The 25,251-nt window shown below is 51.6% G+C and carries 29 protein-coding genes and 1 other annotated feature; of the genes, 1 reads left to right on the top strand and 28 read right to left on the bottom strand.

Annotated elements, in window-relative coordinates; genetic code table 11:
- The first annotated feature begins 26 nt into the window (after positions 1-26).
- Positions 27-563: a transcription repressor NadR gene (locus tag ABJ225_RS10040; protein WP_218246285.1), complete on the top strand. Its 537-nt coding sequence runs from the start codon at positions 27-29 to the stop codon at positions 561-563.
- A 58-nt stretch (positions 564-621) separates the two neighbouring features.
- Here ABJ225_RS10040 and pheA read toward each other — a convergent pair whose 3' ends face one another.
- From pheA to ABJ225_RS10180, 28 genes are all read right to left on the bottom strand, one after another.
- A complete protein-coding gene (gene pheA, locus ABJ225_RS10045; RefSeq protein WP_056538370.1) occupies positions 622-1,470 on the bottom strand; it encodes a prephenate dehydratase in 849 nt (282 codons plus the stop codon).
- Between the two features lie 260 nt (positions 1,471-1,730).
- Positions 1,731-2,186 carry an ACT domain-containing protein gene (locus ABJ225_RS10050; protein ID WP_048006227.1) on the bottom strand — a complete coding sequence of 152 codons (456 nt, stop codon included), beginning with the start codon at positions 2,184-2,186 and terminating at the stop codon, positions 1,731-1,733.
- 73 nt (positions 2,187-2,259) lie between these two features.
- Positions 2,260-3,549, bottom strand: coding sequence for a GTPase ObgE (gene obgE, locus ABJ225_RS10055; RefSeq protein ID WP_056535118.1), 1,290 nt, complete (start codon positions 3,547-3,549; stop codon positions 2,260-2,262).
- A gap of 30 nt (positions 3,550-3,579) precedes the next feature.
- Complete coding sequence (locus tag ABJ225_RS10060) at positions 3,580-4,110, bottom strand: Spo0B C-terminal domain-containing protein (RefSeq protein ID WP_053426442.1); 531 nt, start codon at positions 4,108-4,110, stop codon at positions 3,580-3,582.
- Between the two features lie 143 nt (positions 4,111-4,253).
- Positions 4,254-4,544 carry a 50S ribosomal protein L27 gene (gene rpmA, locus ABJ225_RS10065; protein ID WP_034757227.1) on the bottom strand — a complete coding sequence of 97 codons (291 nt, stop codon included), beginning with the start codon at positions 4,542-4,544 and terminating at the stop codon, positions 4,254-4,256.
- Positions 4,545-4,556: 12 nt separating this feature from the next.
- Positions 4,557-4,886: a ribosomal-processing cysteine protease Prp gene (locus tag ABJ225_RS10070; protein ID WP_056535115.1), complete on the bottom strand. Its 330-nt coding sequence runs from the start codon at positions 4,884-4,886 to the stop codon at positions 4,557-4,559.
- Between the two features lie 11 nt (positions 4,887-4,897).
- Positions 4,898-5,206 (bottom strand): 50S ribosomal protein L21, encoded by a 309-nt coding sequence (gene rplU, locus ABJ225_RS10075; RefSeq protein ID WP_048006231.1) that lies wholly within the window; start codon positions 5,204-5,206, stop codon positions 4,898-4,900.
- Between the two features lie 13 nt (positions 5,207-5,219).
- Positions 5,220-5,296 (bottom strand) — a sequence feature (ribosomal protein L21 leader region).
- 67 nt (positions 5,297-5,363) lie between these two features.
- Positions 5,364-6,794: an Rne/Rng family ribonuclease gene (locus tag ABJ225_RS10080; RefSeq protein ID WP_347319949.1), complete on the bottom strand. Its 1,431-nt coding sequence runs from the start codon at positions 6,792-6,794 to the stop codon at positions 5,364-5,366.
- Positions 6,795-6,882: 88 nt separating this feature from the next.
- Positions 6,883-7,749 (bottom strand): M50 family metallopeptidase, encoded by an 867-nt coding sequence (locus tag ABJ225_RS10085; RefSeq protein ID WP_318341478.1) that lies wholly within the window; start codon positions 7,747-7,749, stop codon positions 6,883-6,885.
- Positions 7,742-8,500 (bottom strand): M23 family metallopeptidase, encoded by a 759-nt coding sequence (locus ABJ225_RS10090; RefSeq protein ID WP_238284448.1) that lies wholly within the window; start codon positions 8,498-8,500, stop codon positions 7,742-7,744. Before ABJ225_RS10090 ends, ABJ225_RS10085 begins: the two co-directional genes overlap by 8 nt.
- A 142-nt stretch (positions 8,501-8,642) precedes the next feature.
- Positions 8,643-9,446, bottom strand: coding sequence for a septum site-determining protein MinD (gene minD, locus ABJ225_RS10095; protein ID WP_056535109.1), 804 nt, complete (start codon positions 9,444-9,446; stop codon positions 8,643-8,645).
- A 1-nt stretch (position 9,447) separates the two neighbouring features.
- Positions 9,448-10,125 (bottom strand): septum site-determining protein MinC, encoded by a 678-nt coding sequence (minC, locus tag ABJ225_RS10100; protein ID WP_053427729.1) that lies wholly within the window; start codon positions 10,123-10,125, stop codon positions 9,448-9,450.
- 160 nt (positions 10,126-10,285) lie between these two features.
- Positions 10,286-10,807, bottom strand: a complete 522-nt coding sequence (gene mreD, locus ABJ225_RS10105; RefSeq protein WP_056535107.1) for a rod shape-determining protein MreD — start codon at positions 10,805-10,807, stop codon at positions 10,286-10,288.
- On the bottom strand, positions 10,804-11,682 hold the full coding sequence (gene mreC / locus ABJ225_RS10110; protein ID WP_056535104.1) for a rod shape-determining protein MreC: 879 nt from the start codon (positions 11,680-11,682) through the stop codon (positions 10,804-10,806). Before mreC ends, mreD begins: the two co-directional genes overlap by 4 nt.
- 157 nt (positions 11,683-11,839) lie before the next feature.
- A complete protein-coding gene (locus ABJ225_RS10115; protein WP_053426436.1) occupies positions 11,840-12,847 on the bottom strand; it encodes a rod shape-determining protein in 1,008 nt (335 codons plus the stop codon).
- A gap of 242 nt (positions 12,848-13,089) precedes the next feature.
- On the bottom strand, positions 13,090-13,791 hold the full coding sequence (gene radC, locus ABJ225_RS10120) for a RadC family protein (protein ID WP_053426435.1): 702 nt from the start codon (positions 13,789-13,791) through the stop codon (positions 13,090-13,092).
- 29 nt (positions 13,792-13,820) lie between these two features.
- Positions 13,821-14,387, bottom strand: a complete 567-nt coding sequence (locus tag ABJ225_RS10125) for a Maf family protein (protein ID WP_238281619.1) — start codon at positions 14,385-14,387, stop codon at positions 13,821-13,823.
- Between the two features lie 145 nt (positions 14,388-14,532).
- Entirely contained in the window at positions 14,533-15,495 is a 963-nt protein-coding gene (locus tag ABJ225_RS10130; protein ID WP_347319953.1) for a hypothetical protein, read from the bottom strand.
- 129 nt (positions 15,496-15,624) lie between these two features.
- Positions 15,625-16,302: a hypothetical protein gene (locus ABJ225_RS10135; protein WP_347319955.1), complete on the bottom strand. Its 678-nt coding sequence runs from the start codon at positions 16,300-16,302 to the stop codon at positions 15,625-15,627.
- Positions 16,299-16,895, bottom strand: a complete 597-nt coding sequence (locus ABJ225_RS10140; RefSeq protein WP_309516422.1) for a PilN domain-containing protein — start codon at positions 16,893-16,895, stop codon at positions 16,299-16,301. Before ABJ225_RS10140 ends, ABJ225_RS10135 begins: the two co-directional genes overlap by 4 nt.
- Positions 16,895-17,830, bottom strand: coding sequence for a type IV pilus biogenesis protein PilM (gene pilM, locus ABJ225_RS10145; RefSeq protein ID WP_347319957.1), 936 nt, complete (start codon positions 17,828-17,830; stop codon positions 16,895-16,897). The genes ABJ225_RS10140 and pilM overlap by 1 nt, the downstream gene beginning before the upstream one ends.
- A gap of 14 nt (positions 17,831-17,844) precedes the next feature.
- Positions 17,845-18,588, bottom strand: coding sequence for a prepilin peptidase (locus tag ABJ225_RS10150; protein ID WP_347319959.1), 744 nt, complete (start codon positions 18,586-18,588; stop codon positions 17,845-17,847).
- A gap of 4 nt (positions 18,589-18,592) precedes the next feature.
- The gene (locus ABJ225_RS10155; RefSeq protein WP_079516484.1) at positions 18,593-19,033 is read right to left on the bottom strand and encodes a type II secretion system protein; all 441 of its coding nucleotides are present in this window, start codon (positions 19,031-19,033) and stop codon (positions 18,593-18,595) included.
- Positions 19,034-19,140: 107 nt separating this feature from the next.
- Positions 19,141-20,352 (bottom strand): type II secretion system F family protein, encoded by a 1,212-nt coding sequence (locus ABJ225_RS10160; RefSeq protein WP_347319961.1) that lies wholly within the window; start codon positions 20,350-20,352, stop codon positions 19,141-19,143.
- Complete coding sequence (locus ABJ225_RS10165) at positions 20,353-21,390, bottom strand: type IV pilus twitching motility protein PilT (RefSeq protein WP_317947487.1); 1,038 nt, start codon at positions 21,388-21,390, stop codon at positions 20,353-20,355.
- 8 nt (positions 21,391-21,398) lie between these two features.
- Positions 21,399-23,054: a GspE/PulE family protein gene (locus ABJ225_RS10170; RefSeq protein ID WP_218246300.1), complete on the bottom strand. Its 1,656-nt coding sequence runs from the start codon at positions 23,052-23,054 to the stop codon at positions 21,399-21,401.
- Positions 23,055-23,067: 13 nt separating this feature from the next.
- Positions 23,068-24,459, bottom strand: a complete 1,392-nt coding sequence (locus ABJ225_RS10175) for a VanW family protein (RefSeq protein WP_347319964.1) — start codon at positions 24,457-24,459, stop codon at positions 23,068-23,070.
- Between the two features lie 13 nt (positions 24,460-24,472).
- On the bottom strand, positions 24,473-25,246 hold the full coding sequence (locus tag ABJ225_RS10180; RefSeq protein WP_347319966.1) for a PRC-barrel domain-containing protein: 774 nt from the start codon (positions 25,244-25,246) through the stop codon (positions 24,473-24,475).
- Positions 25,247-25,251 lie beyond the last annotated feature (5 nt).

The raw sequence follows: 25,251 nt of genomic DNA on the forward strand, positions 1-25,251 counted from the left end.
TTATCAATTACTCGGGGGAGATTACGTTGTCACAGAAAAAATTATTAGGGGACGAGCGGCGGGATTGGATCCTCCATACGCTCAAAAGCAGAGGGATTCCCATCACGGGTGGGGAACTTGCAAAGGAGAGCAGGGTCAGCCGCCAGGTGATCGTCAGCGACATCACGCTCCTTAAGGCCAAGGGTGAACCGATCATCGCCACGAGCCAGGGATATCTTTACCTGAACCCCAATGAAGGAGCGCACCATGAAAAGACCGTCGCCTGTCAGCACACACCCGACCGGGCTGAAGAGGAGCTGAATCTCCTGGTCGATCATGGTGTCACTGTAAAGGACGTAAAGATCGAGCACGGGGTATACGGTGACCTTACCGCCTCCATCATGGTATCCAATCGCAAGGAAGTGAAGCAATTCCTCACGAAGATCAGGTCTACCAACGCCGCATTCCTATCTGAACTGACAGATGGCGTCCACCTTCATACCCTGTCTGCCACCACAAGTGAAGCACTTTCAGAAGCAGAAAACGCTCTGGAAAGGGCCGGCTTCCTGATCCGTTCTTTATAGCCAACCAGAAAGAGCCCCTGATGCATGTGCATCAGGGGCTCTTGGTGATCCTTTTCTATCAGGAGAGCATGAAGGAGGGGTAATGCCCGACCAGCTTTACGCTACAGCCAAGGGCCTCCATCTCATTGATCGCACCAGGGAGGAGGACGTCATCCAGCTCATGATCCACATCGATGAGGAAGAAGTAGTCGCCAAGCCCCGTTTTCAATGGGCGCGATTCAATTTTACTCAAATTAAGCTGCCTCCAAGCAAATGCAGAAAGCACTTGGTGGAGTGCACCAGAACGGTCTTTTGGCAGGGTCACCATCAGTGTCGTCTTATGCAGACTGGTTTCATGGGGAATCGAGACCTCCCTGTGCTTCTTATGAAGGACAATGAAACGGGTGTGGTTATAGGTCACATCATGGATATGATCATGGAGGATTGCCAGGCCATAGTGCTCGGCCGCAAGCTCGTTCCCGATCGCTCCCAGGAAGGATTCAGGGTGTTCACTGACAAACTTTGCCCCGGCTGAAGTCGAGGTCGACTGCTCAAGGGGCACGCCCTTATAGGTTCCGCGCAGGAACTTGTGACACTGTGCAAGCGCATGGGGATGGGACATGATTTTCTCGGGTTGTCCCGGTTGATCCTTCCAGTCGGGATGAACCATGAGATGCTGTTGAATCGCCGAGGTCAACTCTGCGACAATGGCAAGGTCGGCTTCATGGAACAGATAGTCAACGGTGATATGTACGGATCCTTCCAATGCATTCTCCAAGGGAACGACTGCATAGTCCACTTCCCCTTCCATGACCGCTTCAATGCAGTCAGGGATCGTGGTGAACGGGAGTGTTTCTTCTTCTGGGAATGCTTTCTTCACAGCAAGATCTGTGAATGATGATTGAGGGCCTAAATATGCGATTTTCACTGAACTCTTCCTCTCACCGGTAGATGGCTCATAGCTGAGCCTTAAATTTATTGAACATTCTATCACGTTGCTGTGGAAAGCGGAAGGGGGATTCCAAACGACCAAAAGATTGAAATCGCTTTCTTTGCAGTCCCTCTGCTCCTTCATCTCACCTTCCGATTCTTTTTTGAAGCATGACATTCACTGTAGAATAGGGTGTTCCCTCAAATAGACGACTCTGTTTGTCCGTCCCATCATGTTGGGGATAAAAAAAAGAAGTGTCAGGCTCCCGAGCCCAACACTTCTACTTTTTCGACAAATTCAAGCCGGCGCAGCTTTCCGAGGAAATCCTCGAGGCCGATGGAGAGATCCGTCACATTCAGGGATAGGGTCACATTGGCCCTGCCCTGAAGCGGGATCGTCTGGTGGATCGTCAGGATGTTACAGCCATGCTTGGCCGTTTCACCGAGAAGATGCGAAAGCGTCCCGGAGCGATCCTCCAGCTGAAAGAATAAGGTGATGATCCGTTCCTTCACGATTGTGTGGAACGGAAAAACCGTATCCCTGTACTTATAAAAGGCACTTCTGCTGAGATCCACACGCTGGACGGCCTCCCAGACCGATTCAGCTTTTCCCCGTTCGATCAGTTCCTTGGCATCGAGCGTTTTCTTCATCGCTTCAGGAAGGACATCCTCCCTGACCAGATAAAACTTGCCTTCTTGAAATTTTTTCCCCAATGACAATTCCTCCTGTTATCCGGCTGAAGGGAAGCCCGAGGTCCAGCCGTCCCCTGCAGGGACGTCTGCTGGATCAGTCAACGAATTCAAATTCATATTTCATCAGTCGGATCGTATCACCGTTCTCTGCACCGCGCTCACGAAGGGCCTCATCCACACCGTATGAACGGAGCTGACGGGCGAAACGCCTTGTCGAGTCTTCCCTTGTGAAGTCGGTCATCTTGAAGAGACGTTCGATCTTCGCACCGCTCACGACGAATACACCATCCGGGTCGCGTGTGATTTCGAACTCTTTCTCTTCTTCTTCGTGCTTGTACATCACGCGGTGGATGCCTGTTTCCTCTTCTTCCACCTGAAGCGGGAACTCTGCTGTTGTCTCAAGTTTATCCGCTACAGCGAATAGAAGTTCCTTCAGCCCCTGTTGCGTGAAGGCGGAAATCGGGAATACCGGATACTCATCGTCCAAACGTTCCTTGAACGCCTTCAGATTCTCTTCGGCTTCAGGCATATCCATTTTGTTGGCTACGATGATCTGAGGGCGTTCAGTCAATCTGAGATTGTACTGCTTCAACTCCTCATTGATCGTCACGTAATCGTCGTATGGATCTCTTCCTTCCATCCCGCTCATATCGATGACATGAACGATGACACGCGTCCGCTCGATATGGCGGAGGAACTGATGTCCGAGTCCCACTCCTTCATGGGCTCCTTCGATCAGTCCAGGAAGGTCGGCCATGACGAAGGTTCTTCCATCTCCCGTCTCAACCATTCCTAGATTTGGTACGATCGTTGTGAAATGATAGGAAGCAATCTTCGGTTTCGCTGCCGATACAACGGAAAGCAACGTCGACTTTCCGACGCTCGGGAATCCGACAAGCCCTACATCGGCAAGAAGTTTGAGCTCCATGACGATATAGCGCTCCTGACCGGGTTCCCCTTTCTCAGACAGCTCCGGAGCCGGGTTGGCAGGTGTCGCGAATCGTGTATTCCCCCTGCCGCCACGGCCGCCTTTTGTGATCACGGCGCGCTGACCGTGTTCAAGCAGGTCGGCAATCGTTTCGCCGGTGTCATCATCCTTGACGACGGTACCGGGTGGAACCTTTACGATCATTTCCTCTGCGTTCCGGCCATGCTGGTTCTTACTCATGCCGTGCTCGCCCCTCGGTGCTTTGAAGTGGCGTTGGTAGCGGAAGTCCATCAACGTGCGCAGACCCTCATCCACTTCGAACACGACGTTCGCACCGTGTCCTCCGTCTCCACCAGCCGGTCCACCTTTTGGTACATATTTCTCACGGCGGAAGGCAACCATTCCGTTACCTCCATCTCCGCCTTTTGTGTAAATCTTGACCTGATCGACAAACATTTTTTCTTCACTCCTTACGCTCTCATGCCCTTATAATGAAACATGAAAAACGAGAACTTCTTCTTCGATTTGTTCAATGCTGATGTTGGTGCCATTTCGGCGCTCATTCTCCAGCCATTCCTTCATGGCGCCTGCATGACTTAGTATACCTGTGAAATCGAATATAAAACGGGGGGCGTCCTTGGTGATGTGCAGCAGGATTGACAATTGGTTTTCCCCATTGCCGCTGACACACTGTACCAGCTCGTCCACAAAGCGAGTGCACCAGGAAACCAATCCTTGATCGTCAAGTCCATGATCAGCGGTGCAATCGAGTATTTCGAAATCCAGCTTGATCATCGACCCGGACCAATTATATGTTAAGATCCATTCTGTCAGTAATGGAAGTTTCAAATTCGATAGCTTAGATTCGTTCTGTGCTGCGAGGACCATTTCTTCGATGACTTGTTTTGCCCGGTCGATCCGATTGAGATCGAGATTTCCCTTTATCAGTTGCAAATCATTCATCCAGTCGTGGCGTGCATGCCGCAGTACCTCGACGACATCCCATTTTCGGCTCATAATCTAACTCCTATACTAAGTGCTTATCTGTTAGTATAACAAAGATAAGACCCCTCCGTATATCGTTTATGAAATTTCACTTCCCCGCACATAAATAAAACTCTAACCGAAAGTCGGTTAGAGTTTTCGTTAAAGATATGCGATTAAGCTTCATTCGCAACAGGGTATACGCTCACTTTTTTCTTGTCACGTCCCATGCGTTCGAAACGAACAACACCGTCAGTTTTAGCGAAAAGTGTATCGTCACCACCACGGCCTACGTTTAGTCCTGGATAAATCTTAGTACCGCGTTGACGGTATAGGATTGATCCACCACTTACCATTTGACCGTCTGCACGCTTAGCACCAAGACGCTTTGAGATAGAGTCACGACCGTTTTTAGTCGAACCTACCCCTTTCTTAGACGCGAAAAATTGAAGATCTAATCTTAACATCTGTTCCACCTCCTACTTTTTGAAGGTTATTTTAATAAAATCACTGTAAGTAGTTTCAATCGTCTGCAGGCTTACCACCATGCCATCTAATAGCAGCTGGACGTTCCTGTCAGTCTCTTCCGGCAGGTCATCAGGGATGACACAGACGAAATGTCCCCCATCGTTTTGCTCGATGTGAGGTTCAATCCCCGTCAACGCCATGATGGCATTGACGCTTCCGAATGAAACGGCAGAAGCTCCGGCACAAACAATATCCTGACCATGCTCATCGAAATTCGCATGACCATCCATGGAGAAAGAACGGATCCTTCCCTTGGCTTTCTCTACCTTAACGTTGATCATGGGATCACGCCTTACGCGTTGATTGTGTCGATGACAACTTTAGTGTAAGGTTGACGGTGACCTTGCTTACGACGGTAGTTCTTTTTCGCTTTGTATTTGAATACTACAAGCTTCTTCGCGCGGCCTTGTTTTTCAACCTTCGCTGTTACAGTAGCACCAGCCACCAATGGGCTTCCTACTTTCACATCGTCGCCACCAACGAAAAGAACTTTGTCAAACGTTACCGTATCACCTTGCTCAGCGCTTAGCTTTTCGATGAAGATCTCTTGACCTTCCGTTACACGGATTTGCTTACCACCTGTTTCGATAATTGCGTACATAATCGCACCTCCTTAATAGACTCAGACTCGCCAATCACAGGTGACGGTTGCCCGTACTTCAAGACCTGTTATGAGCGGTTGTAGCACGGGTGCTACAATCAATAACAGTAGAATCCTATCATATTTTCGTGATGGATGTCAACACAATGAGTGAAAATCACTGGATCTTTGTGATTCGATAGAATGGATTCACTGCCTGGGTCTCCAGCCAGTCCACCTTCACCCCAAGACGGGCCTCAAGCCGGTCGATATGACGATCACCAGGTCCGGAAAATGCCGCCCGCACGTCAGGGGTCCCTTCAACCGACACGCAGGCAGGATGATCCATGTCCCAAATCTCACGTTCAAGTCTGAAGGCGAGGCTATCGGGACTTTCAGTGCGTCCGGTTCCCCCGCATGCATGACACGGCTCTGTCAGATACTCCTCCAGCGCCTGACGAGCACGTTTCCTCGTCACCTCCAGGATCCCGAGCTTCGTGAAGCCCTCCACCGTCGTCCGCTGGCGGTCGGCGCCGAGGGCCGTCCGGAACGCATCCTCTACCTGCTGACGGTCGCCCTCCGTCTTCATACCGATGAAATCGATGAGGATCATCCCGCCGATATTCCTCAAGGCGAGCTGATGGGCGGTTTCTTCCGCTGCTAGGAGATTGGTTTCGAGGGTTGTCTGTTCCATGGTTGCGCGCCCCGTGAATTTCCCGGAGTTCACATCCACCACCGTCATTGCCTCGGTGGTTTCAATCACGAGATAGGCACCGTTCTTCAACCAGACCACTTTCTTCAATGCCCTGTCCCACGCACTGTCGACTCCGTGCCTGCTGAAAATATCGTCACGTCCCTGATCGAACTCCACACTCCATCCTTCATGATGGGCTGCAAGGCTCTGAAGCTCATTGGAGAAGTTATAATCATCCACGAGGATCCGACCTTCTCCTTTTTTCATCAGTTCCTTGAGATCGTCCTTCAAAGCATCCTGATTCTCAAGGAGAAACGGGGCTTTTCCTTTAAGCGCACGCTTCCTAAGGTCCTCTGCCTTTCCCCTCAGGCGGACAATCTCTTCCTTGATGTCCTCTTCGGGAATACCCGCACTGCTTGTCCTGAGCACGACCCCTTCTTCTGGGAGCTTCCAGCGGTGTGCCACGGCTTTGACATGACTGCGTTCTTTCTCATCCAGCTTCTTTGAGGCCGCCACGTAGACCCCTTGCGGCATATAGACGAGGTATTCCCCCTTCAGCTCGATGACAGCGCTGAGCTTGGCTCCTTTTGTCCCCGTTGGATCTTTCGTGACCTGCACCAGGAGCTTTTCCCCTTCATGCACGGCTTGATTGATGGGCAGCGCTTCATCCCCTCCATGGAAGGCTCTGACATTATCAGGACAGTCCTTTGCATGCAGATAGCCGTTTTTGCCTTCACCGATATCGACAAACGCGGCATCCAGCCCTTTGTGGATCCGAACGACCCTGCCGATATAGAGATTCCCGGTCAAAGTGTCACCGACCGGTCGATACACGCGCAGCCCACTGACGGCTCCGCCTGATCTGGATACCCAGCGCTTTTCCCTCGTTTTCGCCTGGATGATGATTTCGTCCAACGCTGATCCCCCCTTATCATAAAGAATCGGGAAGGGGCAGCCCCTTCCCGGCATATGTCCTTACTTTACCCTTCTCCACCGTACACAGTCAATAAAGATAGAGAAGATCCTTTGTTTTGGCCGATGTCATTTTGTCGGCAAAGAATGCGTGGAGGAGTTCGTTCTCATCAAGCTTCCCCACCTCCTGGCCATCCTTCATGACGACAAGGGGGTGCTTGACTCCCCTGTGGAAGCGTTCCACGACCTCAAGGACCGAAGATTCGCTATCGACGGGAAGGGGCTTCAGCTCCAAGAACTGACGATGATCACCATAGTAACGCTCCATCAGGAATTTCATGAACACGTACCGCCTTTGCTTCCAATCTTTCCATAAGGAGAAGTAGAGGAAGGTGAGGATCACCCAAAGGTTCAGGTTCGCCGGTGAAGTCAGCAGGACGAAGGCATGAAAGCACAGGAGAAGCGCGAACGACAGGAGGAGCGTGTATTCGTACGCCTTCAGGTAGTTCCATTTCATGGCCATGAGAAGGGAAACGAGCTTCCCTCCGTCAAGGGGCCAGATCGGCAAGAGATTGAAGAGGAGGACGGCAAGATTCAGATGCAGGAATAACAGGAATGTACCGGGAGCGATGATATCAAGGTTGGCGAGCACCCACCCAGCACCGATCATCCACACATGCTGGAGGGGACCAGCTGCCACGACCCAGAATTCCTCATCGAGTGACCGGTTCCCATGTTCATCTACTTCTGCCACACCACCAAAGGGCAGAAGGGCGATCCTTCTGACCCTCCACGAAAAATATTGGGCCGTACAGGCATGACCGAGCTCGTGGATGATGATGATGCCAAGGAGCATGATCATCTCCGTAAAATGGGCCGTCATGACGGCCACGGCGATGACGACCCAAAGGAGGGGGTGGATATAGAATTTCCGAAGCATGGCTAAAAGATTAGTCAAAGGAGATCACCTGGACCGGATCGACGAATTCCTCCCCCATCTTGATGGCGAAATAAAATTCTCCCGATGCATCGTCCTCCGCTGCTGATACCTTTCCGACCGCTCCACCTTTTTCCACCTTTTCATACTGCTTCACGTCAATGGCCTCAAGATGCCCGTACCATGACTCCGATTTGTCTGCATGCTGGATGACGACCGTGTTGCCGAGGTCATCCTTTTTCCCTGCGAAGATAACGAGTCCCCCCTTCATGGCCCCAACCTCTTCTCCGAGACCTGTCTCAAGCATAATCCCTTGACCGTTCGTTTTGAAATTCTCCACCACCTTGCCCGTGGCAGGCATGGAAATCGCAGTTTCCTCCTTCGCCTCCTGTTTCCCCGTATCCGGAAGCAGTGCCAGGGGTTTTCCGAACTGATCCTCGTACCACGTAGAGACCGCAGCGAATTGAAAGTCGTTTTCCATCGTCTTATGCACCATGGTCCTCGCCTCTTCAAAGGCAGGGCTCGGGCTTTTGAACATGATCGCTGTCAAGAGGACCAGGATCCCGGAAGCAAGCACCTTCAACAAAAAGGTTTCCTTTTTGAAAAGGGGATGGCCATCGGATGGCGGTCCCCCTTCGAATGAGGATTGACCAATCCCGTATTTTTCTTCATCCCCCACCAACGGGACGATGGGGTACTCCCGGGACGCCCCGTCGTTCATTTTTTTTCGTCTGGCGATGCGCTTCCTGATTTCATCGGCTCGATTGCCCATCATCATCCATCCTTTTCTTTGGCTGCACGGGGATTCCCCTGCACCTTGTCTTGCTTTCAATGTATGACTTGTCCGAAATGATTATGACCGGGAAGGCACAAAAGCGCATAGAAAAAACCCGTGCACTCATGCACGGGTTTGGTCAGGCTTTTACGCCGAATAATCGTTTGATTTTCGTAAAGACACCCGGTTTTTCCTCTTCAAGGGATTGAAGGGGTACGGACTCACCAAGGATCCTCCTTGCGATATTCCGATAGGAGATGGATGCTTTGCTCGTTGAATCGAGGGCGATGGGTTCTCCTTTATTCGAAGACCGGATCACGTTCTCGTCATCGGCTACGATTCCGATCAAATCGATAGAAAGATGGGTCGTGATTTCATTCACGTCGAGCATTTCCCCGCTTTTCATCATATGGTTCCGGATCCGGTTGATCACAAGCTTCGGAGGCTCGATTTCCTCCTGTTCAAGAAGCCCGATGATACGGTCGGCATCCCGGACCGCAGAGATTTCCGGCGTTGTGACGACGATGGCACGATCGGCACCGGCCACGGCGTTTTTGTATCCCTGTTCGATTCCGGCAGGGCAGTCGATGATGATATAATCATAGTCCTGCTTCAGATCCTGGATCAGTTTCTTCATCTGTTCCGGATTGACAGCCGATTTATCGCTTGTCTGGGCAGCAGGGAGAAGATACAGTTTATCTTCGAAGCGCTTGTCCTTCACAAGTGCCTGATGGACTTTGCAGCGGCCTTCCACCACGTCCACCAGATCATAGATGATCCGATTTTCAAGGCCCATGACCACATCAAGATTCCTGAGGCCGATATCGGTATCGATCAAACATACTTTTTTGCCTTGTAGAGCTAATGCTGTACCAACATTGGCAGAAGTAGTCGTCTTGCCCACTCCGCCTTTTCCTGAAGTAACAACTATGGCTTCACCCACATTAGCGTCCTCCTTTGAAACTCGTAATATTTGGTCGAAGATGCCTCAATACCTGCAGTCGATCGACGACGATCTGACCCTCGGCATCCACGAATGCACACTCCATGTCATGCTCTTCATCTTCCTCCATCCGGTCCGGCGCCCGGTTCAGGGCATCTGCGATCCGGAGCTGGGAAGGGAGCATCCTCGATGCGACGATCACGGCATCTTTCCTGCCGTTGATGCCGGCATGGGCAATGCCTTTAAGTGTGCCCAATATGTATATATTCCCGCCGGCGTGGATCTTACCGCCAGGATTGACATCACCGACGACAAGGATATCCCCGGATACTTCAATCACCTGACCCGATCGCACAACACCGGTCATGGTCTCGATATTCCGTTCATCCACGAGTCTCTCCGCTTCATCCTTTGTCATGACATTGCTGGAGAGTCCGTTGACCACAAGGTTCCGCTTTTGCCTGACGATGTCCTTAAGTTCTTCGGATTGCTCATCGGTCACGTAGCGGTTCCCCGTCTGGATATGCACGGCCAGCGTATGGCCTTCAGTTTCACGATGATGAGCAGACAACTTTTCGGCAAGTTCTGCCTTCAGCTCGTGAAACGAGCATTGATCGTTCAAATGGAGGGTCAGCCCCTCTTTCGTTCCTTTAATCACAACATTGGGCCTTTTATTCATGTTCATGGCGTCATTTTTCACCTCAGTCGTCATATAATTCGACATAAGCAGTGCTGATTCCTTTTTGGAAGGTACAGATTTGAAACAATTTCGCCCCTGCCGTCCTCTGAAGGATGGCAGGAGGAACAGACCCCCTATGGAAGAGAAAGCCTGGCAGACTTTATTCGCCCAACCAAGCTTTTCTTCTGGATAATAAATAATGTTTGAATGGGATCGATACGATCAAATAGAAGACAATGTTCAGAACCAGGGTCGGCCACAATCTCCAGTCGACAAACTCCATGAACGTCAGATTCGTCCGATTGAGTATCACATAGATATAGTAGACGATGACTTCCAAGATCGATAGATTCACCACGGCAATCATCCCCAGGACAATGATGTTGTTGTGTAGCATCTTCATCATCTGCTGGGTCAGGACAACCATGAACGGGAACAGGATCAAATAGATTCCGTTGATCTCCGTGTAATAGATATCAAAAAAGAATCCGAAGATGAACCCGAACAATAAGGCCGTTCGGTACCGGTAAAAGGCACAGATCAAGATCAGGGTGATGACAAGGAAATGGGGAACCATTACCTTGTCCCCGAACCATGATTCCGTCTGGAAGAGATGAACGAAAAGGCTCTCACCATAAAACACCAACAGGGTGATGAGAGGGAGGATGAAGCGCCCGATCATTGCGCGTCACCCTCGGCATCGTCATCTTCTTCAGGAGGCGGCATGTCACGGTCGATGACCATGACGTGCTCGAGATGATAGAAGTCCGCCGACGGCTTCACGTATGCCGTCTGGGTCAATCCATACTGATCCGGCTGCACGTCTGTAACCTCGCCGACGACAAGCCCTTTCGGGAACACGCCTCCGAGACCGGATGTAATGACCTTGGATCCTTTCTCAACCTTCACATCATTGACGATCTTTTTAATGAGGATCTGCTTCTTCTCCACATCATAGCCTTCAATCCATCCGTTCACATCCTGCTTCTCCCCTTGAATGATGGTGGAGATGCGGTTTTTCGTATTGTTGGTGGAGATCAACTCGATTGTGGATGAAAACTTATTGACGCTTTTCACTTTTCCGATGAGTCCCTTCGAGGAGATAACGGCCATATCGGATTTAATTCCGTTCACTTCCCCTTTGTCGATGGTCAGGAGTTCTTGCCAGCGATCGGGATTTCGGGCTATGACTGTCGCCTGAATTGGATTATAATCTGTCAGACTCTCTTTCTTATCAAGGACGTCCCTCAGCTCATCGTTATCCTGCTTCAGGTCCCTCACCTGCGTTTCAAGCTTCACGAGCTCATCGAGGCGCGTTTTCAGTTTTTCGTTTTCTTTGTATGTATTTTGCAGATCCTTCAGGTTTTCGAATACTCCGCCGACATAATTCACAGGTTTTGAAACCAGCGACTGTCCGAATCCTACCATATCTTTACCAAACTGCTCCGGCCAGCTGATGTTGTCCCGCTCACGGAGGGAAAACCCGATCAGCCCGACTAAAACGATGACGCTCACCAATAAGATGATCAATCGTTTATTCAGGAAGAATTGTGGCATGACGTACACCTCAATCATTATCAAATTCTATTTAACTATACCAAATTTCGCTAGGGATTGATATTATTCACCAAAATATTCGCTGTTCGAAATAAAAAAGATGGGGCCGGTCCAATGGCAGCAACCCATTGGAGAACGTCCCCTCTTCAAGACAAACTTATTTATTGTTCCCTTTGAACAAATGGATATGATCAAGGGCTTTACCCGTTCCGATGGCCACGCAGTCGAGTGGTTCTTCGGCGATCAATACAGGCATTTTCGTTTCTTCGCTGATGACCTTGTCCAGATTGCGGAGAAGGGCTCCCCCACCGGTGAGGACGATCCCACGGTCCATGATGTCGGCCGCAAGCTCAGGAGGCGTTTTTTCCAGCGTGCTCTTCACGGCATCGACGATCGTATAGACCGTATCACGCAGCGCCGCACCGATTTCTTCAGCAGAGATCTCAAGCGTTTTCGGCAGTCCAGTCAAAAGGTCACGACCGCGGATTTCCATGGTTTCGACACCGTCCGTTGCGCCGGCAGAGCCCACTTCCACTTTGATCGTTTCAGCTGTACGGTCCCCGATCATGAGGTTGTACGTTTTGCGGATGTAGTTGATGATCGCATCATCCATTTCATCCCCGGCCACGCGGATCGACTGGCTCGTCACGATACCACCGAGGGAAATGATGGCCACTTCCGTCGTACCTCCACCGATATCAACGACCATGCTTCCAGTCGGTTCCCATACAGGAAGGTTGGCACCGATGGCGGCAGCAAAAGGTTCTTCAATCGTATAGGCATCCCTTGCGCCCGCTTGACGCGTCGCATCGATGACCGCACGCTCTTCCACTCCGGTGATGCCTGAAGGGACACACACCATTACATAAGGCTTACGGGAGAACGCACTCTTATTCTTGTTCGCTTGTTTGATATAATATTTCATCATCGTGGCAGTCGTTTCGTAATCGGCGATGACACCGTCCTTCATGGGGCGTAGGGCCACGACGTTACCAGGTGTACGTCCGATCATGTTCTTCGCGTCATTCCCGACGGCAACGATCTGTTTTGAATCGGTTTGAAGGGCCACTACGGACGGCTCCCTCACAACAATTCCTTTTCCTTTTACATAGACGAGTGTGTTGGCGGTTCCTAAATCGATTCCTAAATCCTTTGTTCCAAACATTTCTGGTATCTCCCTTTCTACTGCTGATTCCAATTGGCATGTATGTGTTTTTTATAAAGAGAGCTGTCCGACTCTCTACACGTTGAATTTTCACAAGGTTCATTCGTTCATGCATAACGAAAAGACTCATTCTGGTGTGAATGACTCTTGATTCCTCATCCGTTACGTTTAAGAAACATGCTTACATTGTTTGCAAAAATCATAAGCTTTATTATACCGCAACTGGAGGAAAAATCCTAGTGTCATAAATACCCTTTTTCCTTTAAACTGATGAATTTTTTCTCGCCGATGATGAGGTGATCGAGGACGTCTATACCGATGATGCGGCCACATTCCACCAGTCGCTTGGTGACCTCGATATCTTCCCTGCTGGGGGTGGGGTCTCCAGAAGGGTGATTGTGGACGCATATGATGGAGGCAGCTGAGCGGCGGAAGGCTTCCTTGAAGACTTCCCGGGGGTGTACGATGGAGGCATTCAGGCTGCCGATGAAGATGGTCTGCTTGTGGAGGACCTGATTCTTGGTATTGAGGTATAGGCAAACGAAGTGTTCCTGAGAAAGGAATCGCATGTCGTTCATCACATAGTTTGCACCGTCCTCCGGGGATCGGATGCTGTAGCGATCATCGAATCCAAGGTTGCTGATGCGCCGACCGAGTTCGACGGCGGCCATGAGCTGGACGGCTTTGGCAAGGCCGATTCCATTGATGGACGTGATTTCTTCAAGGGAAGCATCTTTCAATAGGTTGAGGCCTTCGAATGAAGTAAGGAGGCGGTTCGATACCTGGAGGACGGATTCAGATTTCGTCCCCGTCCTAAGGAGGATCGCAATGATTTCCTGATTGGAGAGGCTTGCGGGTCCGCTTTGGATGAGCCGCTCCCTCGGGCGCTCATCCTGCGGGTAATCACGGATCATGAGTGATGGGGTTGATTCAACTTTGACCATGGTTTCCTCCTTCTAGTAAGGAGACGGCCTCAAGCTCGATAGCCCATTTCCGCTAGGGTCCTGTTCACCCTCGAGACAGGGAGGCCGACGACGGCATAATAATCCCCTTCGATCCCTTTGACAAACTTGGCGCCAATCCCCTGGATCCCGTAGGCCCCGGCTTTGTCGAAGGGTTCACCGGAAGCGATGTATCCGTCGATCTCACTTGGGGACAGCTCCCAGAATGTGACGGTGGTTCTTTCATAAAAACGGTTTACTTCACGGCCGTGGTGGATGGACACACCTGTATAGACGTCATGCGTGGAGCCGGACAGCTCCGTCAGCATGGCACGCGCATCGTCTTCGTCCTTCGGTTTCCCAAGGATCTTCCCGTCTTTGGTGACGACGGTATCGGAGCCGATCACAAAGGAATCCGGGTGTTCACCCGATACGGCTGCAGCCTTGATATCAGCGAGGTACATGACCACATCACCGGGCAACATGCCTTCTTCAAACGTTTCTTCTACTTGCGGGCTAAGGGTGGTGAATGAGAGTTGGATCTGCTTGAGGAGTTCTTTTCGTCGGGGAGATTGAGAAGCAAGAATGAGGCTTGACACACATACCAATTCCTTTCAGTGACAGTTTGGGAGATACAAGATTTATACTACCAAAACGACTCCCCCTTCACAAGCACGAAAAAGGGCATCTCCAAGGGGAAATGCCCGATTATTTCCTAGAAAATAGTCTCAACGCGTCGAACGGTCAGAGGCCACCATACTGTTCAACATATTTCAGCAGTTCCCCCTGGACCTCCCGGGCATCCTCCGCCGAAGAAATCGCCGCTGCTTTGGCAGAAGCTTCCTGCAGCGACTTCTTCATGCTAACAAAGCCCTCCTGCTCCACCTTGATCCCTTCCACTTCCTTGGCAGCCGTTTCGATGTCCTTCACAGAACCTGCCTCCATCTTACCTGAAACGACAGCAGCGCTGCTTGCCTTGGTAAGTTCTTGGAACAGACTTCCTCCTTTTTCAAGGAACGACTGCTCTCCCTTTGTTGCATTGATGCCTTTTGCCGACAGTTCAAAATCCTTTGCGTATACATCGACCCCGAGTTTTTTCACCTCTTCACCGAGGGCACGCGCGCTCGTAAGATCATCAGACACCCCGAGGATGAGGATCCACTGCCCGTCCTTCTCGATCTGAGCACCCGGGATCCCTTTTGTCGCCAGGGTTTCCTTCATGGAAACCAAAGCCTCCTCTTTGGAGAATACTCCTCCTTGGAGAATGGACGTTTTGAGCCCGTCCACTTCGACTGCTGCCACTTTGGAAGCGGTGGTTTCCTCCTGGGCGACGGGTTTTTCCTGAAGGGCGGCCGGGGCCGCGTCGCTTTCCGTTGCCGTGATCACCTTCAGCGTACCGAACCCCAGGACGGCCCCGACGACGATCGCCCCTACAAGGGACATGAGGAGATTGATCGAATCCTGGAAAGGGTTGCGGAAGGATTTTCGTTTTTTATTCTTACCAGACACATAGTTGATCTTTTTATACTCCTTCGGCGGCTGGAAATCACCTTCCGGAAGCACCCATTCAAAGTCCTTGTCGTCCACTTTTTCCTCTGCGGAGGCGATTTCCTCTTCAGCCCCCTTCCAGTCATGCACAGGAAGATCTTCGTCGAACGTCTTTTTTTCACCATTGATTTTAATCGAAACCTTGGACTTTTTCGCCATCATCACCGCCCTCCCTCATCTAGTTTTTTCCATGCTATCATATCCAAATAAAAAAAGAACAAGACTTTTGTCGTCTTGTTCTAAGAGGTTTTCGCCAATTTACGGAGGGTTTCCCCCGTTTCTGCCAACTTACTCTCCTTCAGTCGAATCCGGGAACTGCTGGAACGGATCATTCTTATGGGCGGAAGGAGGGGAATCTGTCGCTTTCCCATCCCCTTCTGTCGTTTCGGCCTCAGGGAGGAAAAATGTCGAGAAGGTGACTCCATATTCGATTTTTTCCGTTTCATCATTCATATTTTTCAATTCCTCGGGACCTTCCAGCGAGATTTCCTCGATTTCTAAAATCCTCTGCGTACGCTCCAATTCTTCGATGAAGCCCTCGATCATGAAGTAATCATCGGCCTCGAGGGTGAGGACGGCGGTGAGCTTCTGAAGTCCCGCCGGTGTTTCCACCCCCTCTCCTTCTGCTGCAGCCGCCATGGGTGATTCCGTGAAGTCCATCTTGGTGATCAAGCCTCCAGAAACGACCTCGGCTTTCTCGAGATCGATGAGGAGCTGATCCGTCATAGGTTTGACCGGAACCACCCTCTGCAGGACAGCGGTCGTCTCCAATGAACCTCCCTTCATGGCTGTCAGCCGCTCATCCAGGACGCCGGTAAGCTTTTCTTCATTGGAGATCTCGGTGGTGAGCCTGTCTTTTTCCTCGCGAACGGGAAGATAAAAGAACCAATAAACCACCCAGACAAGGAGGGCAAAGAATACAAATGCGAGGGAGATGATGCTCCAATCCTTCCGTGTCAGCTTCATTCTCCCGCCTCCTCTTCATCCGCTGTCCCTTTGACGGCTTCACGGTCCAAAGTCAGGGCGTACCGTGCCAGATACCGGGGAAGAACCCCGGCATCAGCGTCCTCCCCCTCTTCGAGTGCCTCCGTCTCCACTCCAAGGAGCTTCACATCGCTCACGAGCTTGGTTGAGGAAATGCGTTCAAGATAATAGGCCGCCTCCCGGCTCGAATCGAACTGGATGCCAAGCTCCAGTGCACCTGCCCCGGTATAGGTGAATTCCTCGAGAAAGCCCCTTTCAGGAAGGGCATCGACCACTTCGCCAAGGACCGGAAGCATGGGCATGGGGTACCCCTCCGCCCATTTGACGGCCGCATCGAGATTGGCCCACGTGTCCAACGATTCCAGCTCTGCGATCTTTTCTTCCTTCTGAGCACGGAGCTTCTGTTCCTGTGACAGCTGGGACGCCAAAGTATCCACTGCTCTCCCCTGATAGATTCCGAGGATTACAAAAGTGAGGATGAGGATCAGCCCCAAGGCAGCGATGGCGATGACCGCCTTCAGCCAGGAACTCTGTTTTCGTTCATCATGAGGTAATAGATTGATATCTACAAGCATCATCGCACCTCTTTCAGTCCCAAACCGACCGGAAGCAGGAACCGCGCAGGTACGGGCTCACCCGTATGGGCAGATTTCGCTTCACTCGCGATGTACCTTGATGGGACTTCCAACCGGTTGGCAAGCATCGAGTGATAGGATTCAGAGAGGACATGCTCTCCTCCTACGAACAGCTTCGTGATCATCGTCCCGTCATCGTGGAGGGTGTAGCGGTAGAAGCTGATCACCTTTTCCACTTCCTTCAAGATTTCATCCGACTGGATGGGATCCATCACGTCACTATTCCCACTTAGGGAAATATTCCTGAAAAAGACAGGCTGATGGCGGTGGAACACCGAAACCGCGATGGATCCTTCATGGAAGAAAAGGACCATCTCATGGTCGTTTCCATCGGTCAGCTGAAGCAAATGAAGATAGCGGTACAGGGCAAGGGGGGAAATATCCGCTACCACCGGCTTGAGGGAAGAGAGCTCAAGAAGATCCTGATACTCGAGGACCGTCTTCTCCTCCGCTGCAATGAGGATCACTTCCTTCTTCCCGTCCTTCATCCCCGCGACAACGGCGTCGTAAAGGGGATGTTCGAACGGGAGATGAATACTTGTCCCGAGCTCCATGAACAAATGGCTTTCCACCTCATCATCCTGTACATCGGCCGGGATCAGCACACGCCTGACAATCATCTGGGTGTTCGGAACGAGGAACTGGACATGCTGCCTTGCAATTCCCCACTCCTCCACGCACTGCTCCATGAACGAGCGCAAGATTGCCGGCTCAAGGATCTTCCCGTTTGAAATAATCCCCTCGGGAAGGCGCTTCTCCCCGTGCCGTTGGATATAGAGGGGGGACGTGCTTTTAACCTCTGCATAACGCACCCAGTCGTCGCTGATGACAAGGGAAATTCGATTTTTCTTCTTCACGAACAGATTGGATAGCATGGCGATGACCCCTTTTAGATGAATAAAGACGAATACCAAAGCAGTACCTGGCGGCCATAAAACACGCTCACCAGTGTGCCGACGACGATGTACGGACCGAATGCGATGGGTTTGCCCCTCTTATAAAAGCCTGCGGCAAGGCCGATGATCCCGAATACCGCCCCGAACAAGGTGGCCAGGAAAAAGGCGAGGAGCATCCCTTTGGCGCCGAGGACAAATCCGATGACAGCAAAGAGCTTGATATCTCCACCGCCCATCCCTCCCCTGCTGATGACGGCGATGACCAGCAGGAGGGCAAAACCGGCCGCAGCTCCAAGAAGGCTGTCCCACCACAGATCAAGGGGAATGAACAAACGTTCCAGTATGAACATGAGGGCAAAAAATCCGAGGATTCTATCGGGGATGAGCATATACGCGAGATCACTGACCGTAATGATCATGAATAGGGAAACAAGGGTGAGGGTGACAAGCAGCTCCGGCTGCCAGCCGTACAGATAATAAGCGAGGGCAAAAAGCGCGCCCGTCGCAAATTCCATCAACGGATAAAGCGGAGAAATGCCCTCTTTGCACTGAGAGCACTTCCCCCCTTGAATGAGATACGATAGAACGGGAATCAATTCCCTGGCCGTCAGCCTGTGGCCGCAGGAGGGGCATGATGACCGAGGAGTGACGATGGACGTTTTCAACGGCACCCTGAGACCGACCACGTTGTAGAAGGAACCTAGGATGAGGCCGTATAGGAATAGTAAGATAATCATGTTATTAATTGTTATTTACTGATGCACGAGTAATTGAATCTGAGGTACCAGTTATCGTACGCTTCTTCCCTTTTAGCGTTACAGAATAAGATTTCTTTGTCGCGTCATATGTTACAAACGAATCTGTTCGGCTGTACGATTCCTTATCACCGTCTGGATCTTTAAGAGTGTCAATATACCCACCTTCTTCAAGTTCACCAAGGGTAACTTTACCTTCTGTAGCAGCTGTGGACTCTGCTGCTTTTGACGAAATCTCCAACTTCGCCGAACTCACCATCTGCTTTGCATTCGCCACATGGGCATCTTTCTTCGAGTTGTCGATGAGGCCGCCGATGCTCGGGATCGCGATGGCTGCGATGATGCCGAGGATGACGACGACGGCTAGAAGCTCGATAAGGGTGAGGCCGCGCTCATTTTTCAAGCGTTGACGCAATTTCTTTAACATGGGAATTCCTCCTGATATTTTCTGGATTGCCAGTCGGACAATCTAGGACTATTATACAACATTAATTGTCATAAAATTATATATTTTTACATTTTAATAGGTACTTCTTAATAGTTTTGCACACTGTTGAAGATTTCAAACATCGGAACCATGATCGCTATGACAATAGTCCCCACTACCCCGGCCAGTACGACGATCATGAGGGGTTCAATCAAGGATTTAAGGCGGTCCGTGGCACTTTCGACTTCTTTTTCATAGAAGTCGGCTACTTTATCTAGCATCGTATCGAGGGCCCCTGTCTCTTCGCCGATGGCAATCATCTGCGTGACGAGGGGAGGGAATGCCCAGTGGGCCTTCATGGGCTCTGTAAGGGATGACCCTTCTTCCAATGCCCTCCTCGATTGCGAGATGACCTTTGCCACCACTTCATTCTCGACGACCCGCTCCACGATCGACAGCGCCTGGAGTATGGGAACCGAGCTTGAGAATAGGGAGCTCAGGGTCCGTGTCATCCTGGCAAGGACGGCTTTTTGGAGCATCTTCCCGAATATGGGCAGCCTGAGGATCACGTAGTCGAGATGGTACTTCGTTTCCTTATTCTTTCTCAACAGAGCAATCCCCAGGATAAGAAGGAATATGAGACCGATCAGGATGTACCAGAACCGCTGCATGAATTCGCTGGCGGAGATGACAAATTTCGTGATGGCCGGCAGCTCTCCCCCGAAGTCGATGAACATGTCGACAAAGGTCGGGACGACGGAGGTCAGGAGATAGATGACGACACCGAGGGCAAGGACGGCGACGACGGCCGGATAGGTAAGGGCCGATACGATCTTCTGTCTCGTGGCATGCTGTTTCTCGTAGTGCGTGGCCAGTCCGTCAAGAGTTTCATCGAGGCTCCCCGACGCCTCCCCCGCCCTCACCATATTGATGAGGAGGGGCTCAAAGATCCTCCCATGCTTCCCGAGGGCTTCTGAGAGGGGATGTCCTCCCCTGAGGTTCTCTTCCACCTCACCCAGTGCCCTTGACAGGGGCTTGCTCTCCGTCTGCCGCGAAAGGATGTGGGTGGCATCCACGACGGTCACTCCCGCCTGGAGCAAGGTGGCGAACTGCCGCAGGAAGATGAGGAGGTGGCGAAGCTTCACCGAATTCCCGATGGCCAGATCCTTGGTCAGCAGGGTCTCCGGAAGCTCATCGATCCCGATCACCCTCACCTCGAGCTTTTTCAGTTGCAGGAGGGCCTCCCGCTTATTTGACGCCGTGACCACACCGTTCTTAGGACCCGAGCGGTCGCGGCCCGTATATTTGAACCTGGCCATCTACGCCCCCTCCCGGATATAGGGCAGCGCCATTTCCTTGGAGACGATCCCCGCCTCGTACAGTCCCTGGACGCTGTCGCTCATAAGATGCATGCCCGAAGCCCGCGACGTCTGCATGACGTTTTGGATTTGATGCACTTTCTCCGAACGGATGAGGTTGGCCACTGCCGCATTATTCAACAGGAGCTCCGTCGCAGCACGGCGGCCTTTCCGGTCCACGGTCGGGAACAGGCGCTGCGAAAGGATGCCCGTCAAGACGGACGCAAGCTGGACGCGGATCTGTGCCTGTTGCTCAGGCGGAAAAACATCGACGATGCGCTCGATGGTTGCCGGCGCACTGGAGGTATGAAGGGTCGCCAGCACGAGGTGACCCGTCTCCGCAGCCGTGATGGCCGTATGGATCGTTTCAAGATCCCTCATTTCCCCCACAAGGATGATGTCGGGGTCCTGCCTCAGAGCACTCCTCAATCCTCTGGAAAAAGAACCCGTATCAAAACCGACCTCCCGCTGATCGATGATGGAACTGCCGTGGCGGTGAAGATACTCGATGGGGTCCTCCAGGGTGATGATATGCTTCCTCATCGTCCTGTTCATATGATCGATGATGGACGCTAGGGTCGTGGATTTCCCACTGCCCGTCGGTCCCGTCACGAGGAAGAGGCCCTGGGGCCTTCCGGCGATCCCTTTCAGCGCATGGGGAAGGAACAGATCCTCCATTGTTGGAATCGATGTCGGTATCACCCGGATCGCCAGGGACACGCAGGAGCGCTGTCGGAAAGCATTGATCCTGAACCGGGATACACCTGGGATACCATATGAGAAATCAAGTTCGCCTGCGTCTTCAAAGCTCGTATACATGGGCGGGGCAATCAATGCTTTTGCCATCCCCTCGGTCGTTTCCGGGGAGAGGGCATCCTTCCCGTACCGTTTCAGGTCCCCATGAATGCGGAATACCGGCGGCGCCCCGACGGTCAGGTGGATGTCTGAGGCCCCGAGTTCATACGCGCTTCTGAGGAGAGCATCTATTTTATCTTTCATGTTTTCACCTACTCTGCTATTGAAACTCGTAACACTTCTTCCGTTGTCGTCAATCCCTGTTTCACCTTCAAAAGTCCATCATCCACAAGGAATATGGTTTTGTTGCGTACGGCGAGCTCCCGCAGTTTCGAAATCGGCTCGTCGTTCAGGATGACTTTCTTCATTTCTTCATTCATCATTAGGATTTCATGGATCGCGATCCGCCCCTTGTACCCCGTCATATTACAGGAGGAGCATCCGGTTCCACGGGTGATGGTCTCAATCTTCATGCCCCTTTTGGCGAAGATCCCGATTTCACGGGCCGTGGCCGGTACGACCTGCTTGCAGTCGCGGCAGACTCTGCGGATCAACCGCTGTGCGACGACTCCGCTCAGGGAAGACGCGACAAGAAACGGCTCCACCCCCATGTCGAGAAGACGGGTGATGGTGGAGATCGAATCATTTGTATGAAGGGTGCTCAGGACGAGATGCCCTGTGAGGGATGCACGGATCGATACTTCGACCGTTTCTTTGTCACGGATTTCCCCTACCATGATCACATTGGGATCCTGGCGCAGGATCGCCCTGAGCCCCTTCGCGAACGTCAGGCCGACCTGATGGTTCACAGATATCTGATTGATGCCTTCAAGCTGATACTCGACGGGATCTTCGACGGTGATGATGTTTACTTCTTCACTGTTAAGATGATTGAGTGCGGCATAGAGGGTCGATGATTTCCCCGACCCCGTTGGCCCCGTGATGAGGACGATGCCCGTCGGCTGTTTGATCAGATTCATGAACCGCCGGTGGTTCACTTTATTGAAGCCGAGCTTTTGTAGGTCATTGAGCTGCGAGCCGAGATCAAGGAGTCGAAGGACGATTTTCTCACCATAAACGGTCGGGAGGGTGGAAACCCTGAGATCGATTGGGTGGACATCGACATTCGCCTTCATCCTGCCGTCTTGTGGAACCCTGAACTCCGTGATATCCAGGTTGGCCATGATCTTGAGGCGGGCAAGGAGCATGCTCTGCATATGCTTGGGAAGATTCCGCTCTGTCCGGAGGATGCCGTCGACCCTGAAGCGGATCGCCACCTTGGTTTCCTGTGGATCAATATGGATATCACTCGCCTTTTGCGTCACCGCATTGGAGAGGATCTGATTCACCAGGCGCACGATGGGCGACTCCGCATCGGTTACGGACGGCTCATCGACCTGCACCTGCTCCTCACGGAAAAGCTCTTCGAACCCTTCTTCAAGGTCATAATATTTATTGATGACCTTGAGGATATCATCCTTCGTCGCGATCGCCGGCTCGATTTTAAAACCCGTCGCCAATCGCAAATCTTCAATGGCGTAGAAATCAAGGGGGTCATTCATGGCCACAAACAGGCGGTCCCCCTCTGTCTTGAGCGGAATCATCAGCGTCCTTTTGGCCGTCTCCTTCGGGATCAGGTGAAACAGGTTCGCCTCGAACGGATAGCGATACAGGCTGACGTGGGGAATACCGAGCTGAAACTCAAGCACTTCGATGAGCTGCTGCTCCGTGATGAAGCCCTTCTGTAGGAGGGCATCTCCCGTCTTCTGACCCTTCACTTTGTCGGCAAGCGTTTCCTGAAGCTGCTCTTCAGAGATGATCCCCGCTTCGACCAGGAGATCCCCAAGCCTTTTCCGGGTTGTCGTCATGGATTACCCTCCTTCACTTTTCTTCCTTTTTCTTCTTCGGGGCGGTTTTCACATCGGATGAATCCTTCTTATCCGTTGTTCCATTTTTGTTGCCGTCTGCTGATTGCTGCTCATCCGATGTACTTTCTTCCTCATCGGCGTCGTCATCCCCTTCGATCTCGGGGGAATCTTCCCGGATGCCTTCCGTGCTTCCTTCACTGTCCGGTTCACTGCTTCCATCTTCATTTTCCTGATCCTGTACGGATACCTCGTCCGATAGGGTTACATCCGTTTCAGCGGCGTTAAGCGGCCAGATTTCCACGCGATTTGTCGGTGCGTAAAAATCTTCACTGACCCGCTCTTCATCGATCACATCTCCGTCGGAAGAATACTTATCCCGGTAGACGGTGATCAGCCGTCCCTTCTTGCCTTCCTGTGTGGTCGCAAGGCCCCCCTGGGGGATGAAGGCGCTGAACTGCTTCACGACGCGCGGCGGATATTCCTTCTTCCCGGTCGTCCTCACCTTGTATTCATACGGGCTCGCCATGCCGGAAATCTGTGCCTTCAAAGTATTGTCATGGAGGGAGAAGGTCACCGTATAAGCTGAATCCCGTGCATTCATGAATACGAGATCCTGTCCTGTGACAGGATTCACCCTCGCTTCAAGACCGAGGGTTGCATAAGACGGGAGAACCATGGAGATATTGCGCTCGGCAATCGCCAGGTCTGTGTGCAAAATCAGCTCGTACAGCAAGGAAGCGACCGGACCGAGATCGTCGGGAGAACTCACTGAAGAACCATTTGAATCAAGAAACTCCAGGAACGAAAATCGTGCATTTGCAGGGATATCGATCACAGGATTGGCGTCAACGAACGCTGAAAGCCCCGGAGTGACTTCGATCTTATCGAGCTCCCCTGCATAGAAGACATTTTCTTCCCCTTCGAAGTACTCATCCAGGTCGATCGTTCCCTCCACCTTCAGCATGGACGTGGCATCCATGATTTCTTTCTGAAGTCCCGGAAACTGATCCAGCTGATATCCTGGGAATCGTTCCTCTATAAAGCCGTTCAAACCGCCTTCATCGACGGAAACGATTAATGGAGAATTCCCCTGTTCCTTCAGTGCCCCGACAGATTCTTTGAAATGGAATGCGACGGCATCGGAATCCAGAAGGACGTCCCGCCCATCGAATGAGAGCATGATTTCCTGCTCCCCCTTCCACGATTCGACCTTCGTTTCAAGAAGCTTTACGGCCTGCTTCCTTGTTTTCCCCGACAGGTCCACCGATGCTGCCTCTGCGTTTTGTATGAACGAAACCGAGGTTATTTTTTCATAAAGGAAAACACCCAGCTGCGATACACCGACGTATAAAACGGTCATGATGAACATAGGTGCCAATAATTGGATCAGGCGCCGATTTTTCATCTGATGCGCCCCCTTATCTGATGTTCATGGTCAATTCAACAAAGACGGATGGACCCGCTTCCTTGACCGATTGGATGTTCGTCCGGGTCAGCTCCGCACCCTTCGGTATGAGCAGTTCCCCTTCGAGACTGAATATATCATCTGCCGTTTGCCTTCCAACAAGAAGTTCCATTTGCCTGTTTTCGATGTCCTTCAGCCCGTCAGCCTGCGTGGCAGCTGCTTCCTGCATGACAACCGGTTCCTGCATGGCAACGACTTCCTGCGGCGTCGAAATGTCTTCCACTTCCACTTCTACTTCTACGAGGGTTTCCCGGAAGTACTCGGCAGCATCCTCTTTCACGATGACGATATCCTTTCCCCACGTCAGCACATGAGGAGAGTCCAGATAGTACGTGTCACTCTTGCTTTTCACTTCGAGGGTCCGGATCGCGCCGCTCTCATCGTCCACATGGAACTCGACGATTTCACCGATCATCTGTCCCTTCCTCGTCATGAGGCGGGTATCTGTCACCCGGATCTTTTTGTTCACAAGGGAGTTGGCAATGGGGATTTCATTCAGGTCGATGACGGCATTCTCATGTTCCACCGTGACGGCGTATTCACCGATTCCCACGACCTTTTTGAACGGGATCGCCCTTACGCTGATCTGCCAGTCTTCATGCTCCACTGTCAGGAAATCGACTGATCCTTTCTCAGGGTTGACAACAAGGGAGCGAACCTTCCCGATTTCACTGCCGTCCGAAATGTTGATGATGGGTAGGGATTGGATTTCAGTACTCTTTTTCATTGATA

This window comes from Rossellomorea sp. RS05, from assembly GCF_039822645.1.
GTDB lineage: Bacteria > Bacillota > Bacilli > Bacillales > Bacillaceae_B > Rossellomorea > Rossellomorea marisflavi_B.